This is a genomic window from Kosakonia arachidis, from assembly GCF_900116535.1.
GTDB lineage: Bacteria > Pseudomonadota > Gammaproteobacteria > Enterobacterales > Enterobacteriaceae > Kosakonia > Kosakonia arachidis.
On the sequence record NZ_FPAU01000014.1, the window covers coordinates 1 to 12,994 of the forward strand.

Below are 12,994 nucleotides of genomic sequence, written 5' to 3' on the forward strand. Positions count from 1 at the left end.
ACCCGAAGGGTGAGGCGCTTTAGCGCCGAATAATCCTTCCCCCACCACCATCTTAAAGATACATTCCCAATTTTTATCCAGCACACTACCCGCATATTTTACCGTTCGGGGAAGGACGAGAACCTTCGACCAGGGTTCGCCCCAATCACCTCACCCGATGGCCCGGCTTTAGATTGGCGGCAACCGCCGTTTAACCGGTGAGCGCTTCACTATCGACGTATTACATTGCGCATACTCGGAAATCGTGTCGAGCAGCGCATCCAGTTGCTCGATTGAGTGCACAACCAGCCGCATAACGAAACAGTCCTCCCCGGTGACCTTGTCACTTTCTATACACTCAGGCAACGCCTGAATCAGTTTATCCACTTTCTGCAACATCCCAGGCAAGGGTCTGACACGTACCAGCGCTTGTAATCGATAATCCAGCGCCGCGAGATTTACCCGCGCACCATACCCCTCTATTACGCCCCGCTCCTCCAGCCGTTTAACCCGTTCCGCTGTGCTGGGTGAAGTGAGCCCTACGCGCGCGCTAAGCACTTTTAACGACTGGCGCGCATCTTCTGCCAGAGAGGCGAGAATGGCACGATCGATATCATCAATAACGTAATCCATATCTTTCTCCTAATTTATAAAGGCATTAATCATACATTACCTTACATATTCTCTGTAAAGCTGTCCGCTGATTTTCGACAATAAGCGTATCAACTTCAGGAGATAATTGATGAAAACTATTCCAGAGGGTACCTGGCAAATGAGCCTGGCGATGCTGATTTCCGGTTCGATTGGTGCATTCGTCCTGCTTAGCGGGATGGCAGTGATTGACGTTGTTTTCTGGCGCTGCCTGATAGGCGCACTTACCCTTTTTCTGTTTATCCGCTTCAGCAAACAACCGCTAAGCCGCATCCCCCGTACAATTTTACTTCTGACCATTGCCGGGGGAGTTGCGTTGGTAATCAACTGGTTACTGCTGTTCGCCGCTTACAGCCGTATTTCAATGGGGCTGGCGACAGTGGTCTACAATACGCAACCCTTTATGCTGGTGCTGATGAGTATGCTGCTCGGCGAGCGCGTCACGCTGACAAAATGGGGATGGTTGTTGCTGGCCTTTTCTGGCGTCGTGCTGATGCTTCTTAGCGAACTGCACCACCCGAATTCGCAATGGCTTAGCGGAATGGTGATGGCATTAGGCGCCGCGTTTTTCTATGCACTGACGGCAATGATTGCACGCCGTTTGCGCCAGTTGCCGGCACAACATATTGCTCTGATCCAGGTACTGACTGGTGTAGTGATGCTGCTGCCGCTGGCACATATTTCAGCCCCTGCTCAGCCTTTTTCATGGACCATGGTATTGACGCTGGGGATCCTGCATACCGGGGTGATGTATCAGTTGTTTTATAGCGCGATACAGAAATTACCCACGCCGTTAATTGGTTCCCTGTCATTTATCTATCCGCTGGTTGCTATTGTTATCGACAATTTGCTGTTTGGTCACTCGCTCAGCCTCGTGCAAATTGTAGGTGGTGTGCTAATACTGCTGGCCGCTGCAGGCAATAATCTTGGCTGGGGTGAACGCCGAAATGCCCCGGCGGCACTCACCTCTCGATAAGAAATACCCCGCAAGACATAACCTGTTGGCAGGGACGCGGGTTCAGTCCGGATCAGCATCTCATCAAGCCAGTTCGAAAGCATAAAAAAGCCCCATCAGAGAATTGATGAGGCTTTTGCTATCTACCCGTCGGATCGTGCCACCGATCATTTTTGCTTAACCGATCGGTGTTAGCCATGCGGCATTTTTTTATTAGCGCCGAGCGCGAACGATCTGGTATTTACGCGTCAGATACTCTACAGGCGCGCTCCAGATATGCACCAGGCGAGAGAACGGGAACAGCACAAACAACGTCATTCCCAGCACCAAATGCATGCGGTAAATAAAGGCAACACCGTCAAGATGTGCAGAGGCTCCGCCATGGAAAGTGACTACGGCCTGCGCCCAGCCGACGAGTTTCATCATTTCGCTGCCATCCATATGCTGAGCAGAAAACGGAATGGTCAATAAGCCCAGAGTACACTGCACCATCAGCAGCGTCATGATCAGAATATCTGCCGTAGTCGACGTCGCACGGATGCGTGGATTGAACAGGCGACGTTTCAGCAGCAGCAAACCACCCACCAGGCACATCACGCCGCTGGCACCGCCGCCGATCATCGCCATCTTCTGTTTCACTTCGATCGGAAGGAATGATTCGTACATCCAGTGCGGCGTCAGCATACCCAGGAAATGTCCCGCAAAGATCCCCAGAATCCCCAGATGAAACAGGTTAGAGGCAAGATTCATCCCTTTACGGTCCAGCATCTGGCTGGAGCCTGCGCGCCAGCTATATTGCCCATAGTCATAGCGCAGCCAGCTACCAATCAAGAAAATCGCACCGGCCATATAAGGATAGATGTCAAAGAAGAACATATTCAAGAAGTGCATTAGCGCTCTCCTCCTGTTGTGATATTCAGATATTGCGGTGCGACAGCCCCGGCAAATCGGCGCTGATGAGCAGTAATGTCAGAGTCACCACAACCCTGTTCAGCAAAGAATTTCACCTGCTCCTCTTCCCACACGGCGTCCAGCGCCTGCGGCGTATCGTCGCGCGCTTCAGCGGCAATTTTTTCCGCCATTTGCTCGTTATCTACTGCGGTTTTGCTCAGAGAAAGCAGCGCGTCAAACAGCATGGTGTAATGACTCTCACGCTGCTGCAACCGCGCCTGCAATAACGCCAGGATCGGCGCAATATCCTGCAAACCGCCAACCGCTTCCGCAGCAGGAAGCTGCGCCAGATACTCCAGATAGAGTGGTAGATGATCGGGCAATTCACGGCTGTCAAGCTGCAAACCGTGACGCTCATACTGCGCCAGCAGATCGACCATTGCCTGTCCACGATCGCGGGATTCGCCGTGGACATGCTCAAACAGCAACAACGACGTTGCGCGGCCGCGATCAAACAGCTCGCTGTACGTGGACTGCGCATCCAGCAAATCCTGCGTCGTTAAATCACGTAAAAAAATCCCGACCTGTTGTGCATCAACTTTCGTCAGGTTTTCGCCTGAGGCCAGCGCATCGAACAGCTCTTGTTGATGCTGCCACAAAGCAGCATCCGGGTATTCCAGCAAACGGGAAATAACCACCAGTTCAATCATGGGTGTGGCTCCGTTTTGACTGTTACATCCACCGCATCAATGCGGCGGCTGTTGAACAGGTTGAATTTACTGTCTGAACCGTGACAACCGTCGCCGAAGCTGAAGCCACAACCGCTTTTCTCCGGGAACGCTTCACGCGCCAGCTCACGATGGCTGGACGGTACAACAAAACGATCCTCGTAGTTGGCGATCGCCAGGTAACGATACATCTCCTGCGCCTGTTCTTTCGACAGCCCAACCTCTTCAAGCGCGCGGGTATCTTCAATACCGTCAACGGTTTCCGCTCGTTTAAAGTGGCGCATCGCCAGCATACGTTTAAGCGCCAGCAGCACCGGTTCGGTGTCCCCGGCCGTTAGCAGGTTCGCCAGGTACTGCACAGGAATGCGCAGGCTCTCCACGTTCGGCAGAATGCCATTGCTGCCCAGTTCCCCTGCATCGGCTGCGGACTGGATCGGCGACAGCGGCGGCACGTACCACACCATCGGCAACGTGCGATATTCTGGATGCAACGGCAGCGCCAGTTTCCAGTCCATCGCCATTTTGTAGACCGGTGATTTCTGTGCCGCGTCAATCACGCTCTGCGGCACGCCATCGGCCAGCGCCTGAGCAATAACCGCCGGATCGTGCGGATCGAGGAACACATCAAGCTGGCGCTGGTACAGGTCTTTTTCGCTTTCGGTGCTGGCGGCGTTTTCAATGGCGTCCGCGTCATACAGCAGCACGCCGAGGTAACGAATACGGCCAACGCAGGTTTCCGAGCAAACGGTCGGCATACCCGCTTCGATACGCGGATAGCAGAAAATGCACTTCTCGGATTTGCCGCTCTTCCAGTTGAAGTAGATTTTTTTGTACGGGCACCCGGTGACGCACATACGCCAGCCGCGACATTTGTCCTGATCGATCAGCACAATGCCATCTTCTTCACGTTTGTAGATCGCGCCGCTCGGACAGGTTGCAACGCACGCCGGGTTCAGACAGTGCTCGCACAGGCGCGGCAAATACATCATGAACGTGTTTTCGAACTGGCCGTACATTGCTTTTTGCAGGTTGGCGAAGTTCTGGTCTTTGCTCAGCTTGTCAAACTCACCGCCCAGATCGTCTTCCCAGTTCGGGCCGGCGGTGATTTTGTTCATCCGCTGACCGGTGATCAACGAACGTGGACGCGCAATCGGCTGATGTTTGCTTTCTGGTGCGTTATGCAGATGCTGATAATCAAAATCAAACGGTTCGTAGTAATCATCGATCTCCGGCAGATGAGGGTTAGCGAAGATCTTACCCAGCAGTAGCGCACGGTTGCCCATGCGTGGTTGCAGTTTGCCGTTGATTTTGCGGATCCAGCCGCCCTTCCATTTCTCCTGATTTTCCCAGTCGGTCGGAAAGCCGGTGCCCGGCTTGGTTTCAACGTTGTTGAACCATGCGTATTCCATACCTTCACGGCTGGTCCAGACATTTTTACAGGTCACAGAACAGGTATGACAGCCGATGCATTTATCGAGATTCAGCACCATGCCGACTTGTGAACGAATTTTCATTTTGCGCTCTCCTGTACCTGGTCATTACCTTCGCCATCCAACCAGTTGATATTTTTCATCTTACGCACCACCACAAACTCATCACGGTTGGAGCCAACCGTCCCGTAATAGTTGAAGCCATAAGCCAGTTGGGCATAGCCGCCGATCATATGCGTCGGTTTTGGGGTAATACGGGTGACCGAGTTATGGATACCGCCGCGCTGCCCGGTAATTTCTGACCCAGGCAGGTTCACGATACGTTCCTGCGCGTGGTACATCATTGTCATACCAGATGGCACACGCTGACTCACCACTGCACGCGCTGTTAGCGCACCGTTGCTGTTGAACACTTCGATCCAGTCGTTATCCGCAATACCCATCTCTTTGGCATCAACATCACTCAGCCATACCACGGGACCACCACGACCTAGTGTAAGCATCAGCAAGTTATCGCTGTATGTGGAGTGAATGCCCCATTTCTGGTGCGGAGTCAGGAAATTGAGCGCTTTTTCTTTATAACCGTTAGGTTTCACGCCCATCATCTCTTTCACCGAACGGGTATCAATCGGCGGACGGTAAACCAGCAGGCTTTCACCGAAGTCGCGCATCCATTGATGATCCTGATACAACTGCTGACGGCCGGAGAGCGTGCGCCATGGAATCAGTTCATGCACGTTGGTATAGCCCGCATTATAAGAAACATGCTCATCTTCGAGGCCGGACCAGGTTGGGCTGGAGATGATTTTGCGCGGCTGCGCCTGAATATCACGGAAACGAATCTTTTCGTCTTCTTTATTTAGCGCCAGGTGCGTATGGTCGCGACCGGTAAATTCACTGAGCGCAGCCCAGGCTTTTACCGCCACGTTGCCATTGGTTTCCGGTGCCAGCGTCAGGATCATCTCTGCCGCATCAATCGCCGTATTCAACATCGGCTGACCTTTTGCCGGGCCATCCGCTTTGGTGTAGTTGAGCTTACGCAGCAGATCCATTTCGCTCTGGGTGTTCCAGGCGATACCTTTGCCGCCGTTGCCAATCGTCTCCATCAGCGGGCCAATCGAGGTAAAGCGTTCATAGGTTGCCGGATAATTACGTTCGACCGGAATGATATGCGGCGCGGTTTTCCCCGGGATCAGATCGCATTCGCCTTTTTTCCAGTCCTGTACGCCCAGCGGCTGCGCCAGCTCAGCAGCAGAGTCATGCTGGATCGGCAACGTCACCACATCGATTTCTTTACCCAGGTGGCCGACGCACAGCGCGGAGAAAGATTTGGCGATACCTTTGTAAATCTCCCAGTCGCTTTTGGATTCCCACGCGGGATCAACAGCCGCAGAAAGCGGATGAATAAACGGATGCATATCCGAAGTATTCATGTCGTCTTTTTCATACCAGGTTGCCGTTGGCAGCACAATATCGGAATAAAGGCAGGTGCTCGACAAGCGGAAATCCAGCGTCACCACCAGATCCAGTTTGCCGTCGAGGCCGTTGTCGCGCCACTCCACCTCTTCCGGCTTCACGCCGCCCTGCTTGCCGAGGTCTTTGCCCTGAATACCGTGTTCGGTACCCAGCAGATACTTGAGCATAAACTCATGCCCTTTACCGGAAGAACCGAGCAAGTTGGAGCGCCAGATAAACAGGTTACGCGGATGGTTTTTACCATTTTCAGGTTGCTCAGCCGCAAAACGCAAAGAGCCTTCCTTCAGGGATTTCACCGTGTAATCCACCGCGCTCATCCCGGCTTTTTCCGCTTCTGCGGCGATACGCAGCGGGTTAGTGCCTAACTGCGGCGCAGACGGCAGCCAGCCCATGCGTTCAGCACGCACGTTAAAGTCGATCAGATTGCCGGTATAGCGGGATTTATCCGCCAGCGGTGAAAGGAATTCCTGCGCCGTTACCGTCTCATAGCGCCATTGGCTGGAGTGGTTATAGAACCAGGATGTGCTGTTCATATGGCGCGCCGGACGCTGCCAGTCAAGAGCAAACGCCAGCGGTTGCCAGCCGGTTTGCGGACGCAGTTTTTCCTGGCCAACATAGTGTGCCCAGCCGCCGCCGCTCTGCCCAACGCAGCCACAGAAGATCAGCATGTTGATAATGCCGCGATAGTTCATATCGAGGTGATACCAGTGGTTCATCCCGGCACCGATAATCACCATCGAACGACCATGGGTTTTGTCGGCGTTATCGGCGAACTCACGGGCGATACGGATAATCTGCGCCTGTGACACACCAGTGATTTTCTCTGCCCACGCCGGGGTATAGGCTTTAATTTCGTCGTAACGGGTAGCGCAGTTTTCATCATCCAGACCGCGATCCAGGCCGTAGTTGGCGAGTGTGAGATCGTAGACGGTTGCCACCTGCGCGGTGGAACCGTCGGCCAGTTGGATGCGTTTTACCGGCAGTTTGTGCAGCAGGATATTATCCAGCGAAACACCGCTAACATGCTCGCTGCTTTCGCCACCGAAATACGGGAAACCAACCTGCGCAACATCGTCGTGTTGACCGAGCAGGCTCAGATTCAACTCCACGTCAGCGCCATTGCCGCCATCGCGTTGTTCAAGGTTCCATTTCCCTTTCTCACCCCAGCGGAAACCGATGGAGCCGTTCGGTGCGACCAGGTTGCCATCGTTATCAAGGGCGACAGTTTTCCATTCCGGGTTATTTTGCTGGCCCAGCGCATCCACCAGATCGGCGGCGCGCAACATACGACCTGCGGCGTAATAACCGTCACGCTCCTCCAGCATCACCAGCATCGGCATGTCGGTATAGCGACGCACATAATCGGTGAAGTACTGGCTCGGTTTGTCCAGATGGAATTCACGCAGCATGACATGGCCCATTGCCAGCGCCATCGCAGCATCGGTACCTTGTTTCGGCGCCAGCCACAAATCGCACAGCTTAGCGATTTCTGCGTAATCCGGCGTCACAGCAACTGTTTTGGTGCCTTTGTAACGGACTTCAGTAAAGAAGTGCGCATCCGGAGTACGGGTTTGCGGCACGTTAGAACCCCAGGCAATGATGTAACTGGAGTTGTACCAGTCAGCAGATTCCGGTACATCAGTCTGTTCACCCCAGGTTTGCGGCGAGGCTGGCGGTAAATCGCAGTACCAGTCATAGAAGCTGAGACAGGTGCCGCCGATCAATGAAAGGTAACGCGCACCGGAAGCATAAGAGACCATCGACATCGCCGGAATCGGCGAAAAACCTGCCACGCGGTCAGGGCCGTAGGTTTTAACGGTATAAACGTTGGATGCCGCAATCAGCTCATTCACTTCCTGCCAGGAAGAACGAACAAAACCGCCGCGACCACGCGCTTGTTTAAAGCTTTTCGCTTTATCGGCATCTTCAATGATGGAAGCCCAGGCATTCACCGGATCGGCATGTTGCGCTTTCGCTTCGCGCCATAGTTTAATCAGGCGTTTACGCATCAGCGGATATTTCAGGCGGTTAGCACTGTAGAGATACCAGGAGTAACTCGCGCCGCGCGGGCAACCACGCGGTTCATGGTTAGGCATATCCGGGCGGGTGCGCGGGTAGTCTGTCTGTTGGGTTTCCCAGGTGACCAGACCGTTTTTAACAAAGATCTGCCAGCTACAGGAGCCAGTACAGTTCACGCCGTGGGTGGAACGAACAATTTTATCGTGCTGCCAGCGGCTACGGTATCCATCCTCCCAGTCCCGGTTGGTGTTTAAGAGCTGGCCGTGCCCGTCGGCAAAGGTTTCGCCTTTCTGTTTGAAGTAGCGAAACCGGTCCAGGAATTTACTCATCGGGGGTTCTCCTGTTGGAGCCTGTATGGCTCTCTTGCTAAATCGACATTGCTGCATTTGCCGCGACGGTAACCCCCACAAAGACGAAGAGAATTGATGGCGATCAAGCACTCAGAACTTCACAAAAGCAGCCAAAAAGAGAATTACCCCCAAAGTGTTAGTAATTTTTATTTTATAATATACTGATAAATAATGTTTTTTATGAAGGAAGTGCAGAGTCACCTCTACTTTTCCAGAGCGCCAGGTATTAAGGGGTAGAAGCTCTGCCTGACCCTCTTCTGTATAAGAGTTTCCGTAGCAGGCTGAAAATAAAATCAATAGTATGTTGTAACTATATGCGGAATAAAAAAAGCGCGGCTTTCACCGCGCAACGATAATCAACAAGCTTTTATATTATTATTTTTTACGCCCGTATATCGCCCAGGTGATCACAACACAGGCAATATAGAACACGAGAAATACTTTCATTGCACCAGCCGGAGAGCCGGTTAATACCAGTGAAGTACCGAACGCTTTCGGGATGAAAAAACCACCAATCGCGCCGATTGCTGAGATAAACCCAAGCGCCGCCGCTGTTTCTGTTGCAGCTTCACGCATGGCTTCGCTCTCGCTGCCACCGCGTTTTTGTGCGCGCTCCATCGCCATTTTGCGGAAAATAACCGAGATCATCTGGAACGTAGAACCACTGCCCAGACCCGCCGTGAGGAACAACATCAGGAAGACGCAGAAGAAGGCGATAAAGCTACCGCCAGTACCTCCTGTGGGTAAGGTCAGGAACAACGCAGCACTGAAAATGGCCATCACCACAAAGTTCACCAGCGTGACACGCGTTCCGCCGAGGCGATCGGAGATCGCGCCGCCAGCCGAACGCGCCAGAGCGCCGATCAGGGGGCCGAAGAAAGCAAAATGCAGGATCTGTACATCCGGAAACTGCGTTTTCGACAGCATGGCAAAACCGGCTGAAAAGCCGATAAACGAGCCAAAGGTTGCCAGATAGAGGAAGCTCATAATCCACAAGTGACTGCGTTTCAGCACCGGCAATTGCGCACGCAGCGAGGCTTTCGAAGTTGCCAGTTCGTTCATGCCAAACCAGGCCGCCAGCGTAAACAAGGCCAGCAGCGGAACCCAGACCCAGGCCGCGTTTTCCAGATACAGCATTGAGCCGTCCGGCTGAGCTGCACCCGTACCACCAAAAGCGGCAAAAATGGAAAAAGAGACGGCCAGCGGCGCAATCAATTGCATCACGCTCACGCCCAGATTGCCCAGCCCGCCGTTGATCCCCAGCGCGCCACCCTGCTTCTGTTTTGGAAAGAAAAAGCTGATGTTCGCCATACTGGAAGCAAAGTTCGCCCCGGCGAAACCGCACAGCAGCGAGATAATAATAAACGTACTAAAAGGCGTGGTCGGATCCTGCACGGCAAAACCGAGCCATACGCAAGGAATAATCAAAATCCCGGTGCTGAAGGCCGTCCAGCGACGACCACCGAACACGGGTACCATAAAAGAGTACGGTACGCGGAGCAACGCGCCGGAAACAGAAGGCAGCGCAGTCAGCATAAAGAGCTGGTCAGTGGTAAAGTTGAAACCCACTTTGGGTAGGTTAACGGCGACGGCGCTGAACAGCATCCAGACGCAAAACGCCAGAAGCAGGCAAGGAACGGAAATCCACAAATTACGGCTTGCAATCGCATGTCCCTGCTGTTGCCAGAAAGCCGGATCTTCAGGACGCCATTCGGTAATAACCCGTGATGACGAACCTTTTTCCGGGATGGATGAGTGCTGCATATACACCTCTGCTGATCGGTTTGATGCCTGTCACCATAGTTTTTACAGCGCCAGGTAAGTTGATATAAATCAAAGGAAAAGCAGCGCTTTCTACGCCTGAAAAATCAGCATGCTCATTAGTGAGTAGTTAAAATATACAAAAAAGGTGTGGTTTTTCACGGCCATCGCCGCTACCGCGCAGATTGTTCCCACGTTGGTCGACACGCTGGCAATAAAGGGGTAATCCTTTAGAGGTATGGGTATACCCCAGGCGATAGCTGACAATACCGCCACCCGCAGCGCATGCGGCCAAGGAGCTTTCATCACTTATGTTAAAACGCCTCTTTTCTCCTATTTCGCTGGTTAATCAACTGGCGCTGCTGATGTTGCTGTCCACCGTTATCGGCGTGGCAGGTATGGCTATATCCGGCTGGTTGGTACAGGGTGTTCAGGGTAGCGCGCATGCTATCAACAAAGCCGGTTCTCTGCGCATGCAGAGCTATCGTCTGTTGTCTGCGATCCCGCTGCATGAAGACAAGCAGTACCTGTTTGATGAAATGGAACATACCGCATTCAGCCCTGAGCTGGCGCTGGCCGCGCAGCGTGATGGTCAACAAGCGCAGCTTGCCGAGCTACAAAACTACTGGCACAGCCTTGTGATCCCTGCGATCCGCCAGGCGCAACAGCCCAGTGAAGCAGCGGACATTATCGCTATCTTCGTTGGCAGGATCGATAAACTGGTGACGTCGTTCGATCGCAGCACAGAACAACGGATTGAACAGGTTGTCATCATGCAACATTTGATGGCGCTGTTGATGGCTCTGCTGCTGCTGTTTGCTGTCGTCTGGCTGCGTTCACGACTGCTGCGCCCGTGGCAACAACTGCTGCAAATGGCGCGCGCCGTTAGCCAGCGCGATTTTACCCGGCGCGCCTCGATTAGCGGACGCAACGAAATGGCAACGCTTGGTGAGGCGTTGAATAACATGTCCGCTGAGCTGGCGGAAAGTTATGCAGTGCTCGAACAGCGCGTTAACGAGAAAACCGCCGGTCTTGAGCAGAAAAACCAGATCCTGTCATTTTTGTGGCAGGCTAACCGCCGCCTGCACTCACGCATTCCACTGTGCGAACGCCTTTCGCCAGTGCTTAATGGCTTACAGGGTTTAACTCTGCTTCACGATATCGAATTGCGCGTCTACGACACAGAAGATGAGAACAACCATCAGGAATTTACCTGCCAGTCGAATGCCAGTTGTGATGATAAAGGCTGCCATTTGTGCCCACGAGGTGTCTCAACGCCGCATGCAGGTTCCGGTACAACGTTAAAATGGCGACTTGCGGATGCCCATATGCAGTACGGTTTGCTGCTGGCGCAATTGCCGCCAGGTCGGCATTTAAACCATGACCAGCAACAACTTGTTGATACGCTGGTAGAACAGTTAACCGCGACACTGGCTCTCGACAGGCATCAGGACAAACAACAGCAACTGCTGGTAATGGAAGAGCGCGCCACCATAGCCCGTGAACTGCATGATTCAATCGCCCAGTCACTCTCCTGTATGAAGATGCAAGTTAGCTGTCTGCAAATGCAGGGCGATGCCTTACCACAAAATAGCCAGCAGTTACTGGGCCAGATCCGGAACGAGCTGAATACCTCCTGGGCGCAGTTACGCGAACTGCTGACCACCTTCCGTTTACAATTGACCGAACCGGGGCTGCGCCCGGCGCTGGAAGCCAGTTGCCAGGAGTACAGCGATCGTTTCGGTTTCCAGGTGCGGCTCGACTATCAGCTTACCCCCCGCCTGGTACCGCCGCATCAGGCAATCCATCTGTTGCAAATTGCCCGCGAAGCGCTGAGCAATGCACTGAAACACGCCGGCGCAACCGCGGTCAACGTCGTCGTAGAACAGCATGAAAACCGGGTGATACTGCACGTTATCGATAATGGGCGCGGTATTCAGGTCAATGCTGAAAGGACAAATCATTATGGAATGATCATTATGCGTGACCGCGCGCAAAGCCTGCGCGGCGATTGCCAGGTACGCCCCGTTGCTTCAGGCGGGACGGAGGTTATCGTTACGTTCATCCCTGAGACGTTTATCTCACCCATGCAAGGAGATACCCATGAGTAACCCGCAACCGGCCACTATTTTGCTGATCGACGACCATCCGATGCTGCGAACCGGTGTAAAGCAGTTGATCGGCATGGCACCCGATATCACCGTGGTCGGCGAAGCCAGCAACGGCGAGCAAGGGATTGAACTGGCTGATGCACTCGACCCAGACCTGATACTACTGGATCTTAATATGCCTGGCATGAACGGCCTGGAAACGCTCGATAAACTGCGCGAGAAGTCGCTTTCAGGCCGGGTGGTGGTATTCAGTGTTTCCAACCATGAAGAAGATGTAGTAACCGCGCTGAAACGCGGTGCGGATGGCTACCTGTTGAAAGATATGGAGCCGGAAGATTTGCTGAAAGCGCTGCAGCAAGCAGCAGCAGGAGAGATGGTGCTCAGCGAAGCGCTCACCCCGGTGCTGGCGGCAAGCCTGCGCGCCAATCGCTCGACCAGCGATCGCGACATCAGCCAGCTCACTCCGCGCGAGCGTGATATTCTCAAGCTGATTGCGCAGGGGTTGCCAAATAAAATGATCGCCCGCCGTCTCGATATCACCGAGAGCACAGTCAAAGTCCACGTTAAACATATGCTGAAGAAAATGAAGCTTAAATCCCGCGTTGAAGCTGCAGTATGGGTTCATCAGGAACGCATTTTCTGA

The 12,994-nt window shown here is 53.4% G+C and carries 10 protein-coding genes; 3 read left to right on the forward strand and 7 right to left on the reverse strand.

All coding sequences use genetic code 11. The features are described from left to right. Positions 1-168: 168 nt before the first annotated feature. Complete coding sequence (locus BM427_RS24390) at positions 169-612, reverse strand: Lrp/AsnC family transcriptional regulator (protein WP_090127059.1); 444 nt, start codon at positions 610-612, stop codon at positions 169-171. A gap of 109 nt (positions 613-721) precedes the next feature. On the opposite strand from BM427_RS24390, the gene BM427_RS24395 reads away from it, so the two are divergent. Beyond that, positions 722-1,606: a DMT family transporter gene (locus tag BM427_RS24395; RefSeq protein WP_090127061.1), complete on the forward strand. Its 885-nt coding sequence runs from the start codon at positions 722-724 to the stop codon at positions 1,604-1,606. Between the two features lie 192 nt (positions 1,607-1,798). Here BM427_RS24395 and narI read toward each other — a convergent pair whose 3' ends face one another. From narI to BM427_RS24425, 6 genes are all read right to left on the reverse strand, one after another. Next, positions 1,799-2,476 carry a respiratory nitrate reductase subunit gamma gene (narI, locus tag BM427_RS24400; protein WP_090127063.1) on the reverse strand — a complete coding sequence of 226 codons (678 nt, stop codon included), beginning with the start codon at positions 2,474-2,476 and terminating at the stop codon, positions 1,799-1,801. Continuing rightward, entirely contained in the window at positions 2,476-3,186 is a 711-nt protein-coding gene (narJ, locus tag BM427_RS24405) for a nitrate reductase molybdenum cofactor assembly chaperone (protein ID WP_090127065.1), read from the reverse strand. Before narJ ends, narI begins: the two co-directional genes overlap by 1 nt. Further along, positions 3,183-4,718 carry a nitrate reductase subunit beta gene (gene narH / locus BM427_RS24410; protein WP_090127067.1) on the reverse strand — a complete coding sequence of 512 codons (1,536 nt, stop codon included), beginning with the start codon at positions 4,716-4,718 and terminating at the stop codon, positions 3,183-3,185. Before narH ends, narJ begins: the two co-directional genes overlap by 4 nt. Next, positions 4,715-8,458, reverse strand: coding sequence for a nitrate reductase subunit alpha (locus BM427_RS24415; RefSeq protein ID WP_090127069.1), 3,744 nt, complete (start codon positions 8,456-8,458; stop codon positions 4,715-4,717). The genes narH and BM427_RS24415 overlap by 4 nt, the downstream gene beginning before the upstream one ends. A 396-nt stretch (positions 8,459-8,854) precedes the next feature. After that, the gene (locus tag BM427_RS24420; protein WP_090127071.1) at positions 8,855-10,243 is read right to left on the reverse strand and encodes a NarK family nitrate/nitrite MFS transporter; all 1,389 of its coding nucleotides are present in this window, start codon (positions 10,241-10,243) and stop codon (positions 8,855-8,857) included. Between the two features lie 90 nt (positions 10,244-10,333). Further along, a complete protein-coding gene (locus BM427_RS24425; protein ID WP_090127072.1) occupies positions 10,334-10,549 on the reverse strand; it encodes a hypothetical protein in 216 nt (71 codons plus the stop codon). Between the two features lie 2 nt (positions 10,550-10,551). On the opposite strand from BM427_RS24425, the gene narX reads away from it, so the two are divergent. Beyond that, positions 10,552-12,351 (forward strand): nitrate/nitrite two-component system sensor histidine kinase NarX, encoded by a 1,800-nt coding sequence (gene narX / locus BM427_RS24430; RefSeq protein ID WP_090127074.1) that lies wholly within the window; start codon positions 10,552-10,554, stop codon positions 12,349-12,351. Further along, complete coding sequence (gene narL, locus BM427_RS24435) at positions 12,344-12,994, forward strand: two-component system response regulator NarL (RefSeq protein ID WP_090127076.1); 651 nt, start codon at positions 12,344-12,346, stop codon at positions 12,992-12,994. The genes narX and narL overlap by 8 nt, the downstream gene beginning before the upstream one ends.

What these genes read in the sequence shown, in the direction of transcription:
- BM427_RS24390 (WP_090127059.1), bottom strand. Translation starts at nt 612, where the DNA reads ATGGATTACGTTATTGATGATATCGATCGTGCCATTCTCGCCTCTCTG.
- BM427_RS24395 (WP_090127061.1), top strand. Translation starts at nt 722, where the DNA reads ATGAAAACTATTCCAGAGGGTACCTGGCAAATGAGCCTGGCGATGCTG.
- narI (WP_090127063.1), bottom strand. Translation starts at nt 2,476, where the DNA reads ATGCACTTCTTGAATATGTTCTTCTTTGACATCTATCCTTATATGGCC.
- narJ (WP_090127065.1), bottom strand. Translation starts at nt 3,186, where the DNA reads ATGATTGAACTGGTGGTTATTTCCCGTTTGCTGGAATACCCGGATGCT.
- narH (WP_090127067.1), bottom strand. Translation starts at nt 4,718, where the DNA reads ATGAAAATTCGTTCACAAGTCGGCATGGTGCTGAATCTCGATAAATGC.
- BM427_RS24415 (WP_090127069.1), bottom strand. Translation starts at nt 8,458, where the DNA reads ATGAGTAAATTCCTGGACCGGTTTCGCTACTTCAAACAGAAAGGCGAA.
- BM427_RS24420 (WP_090127071.1), bottom strand. Translation starts at nt 10,243, where the DNA reads ATGCAGCACTCATCCATCCCGGAAAAAGGTTCGTCATCACGGGTTATT.
- narX (WP_090127074.1), top strand. Translation starts at nt 10,552, where the DNA reads ATGTTAAAACGCCTCTTTTCTCCTATTTCGCTGGTTAATCAACTGGCG.
- narL (WP_090127076.1), top strand. Translation starts at nt 12,344, where the DNA reads ATGAGTAACCCGCAACCGGCCACTATTTTGCTGATCGACGACCATCCG.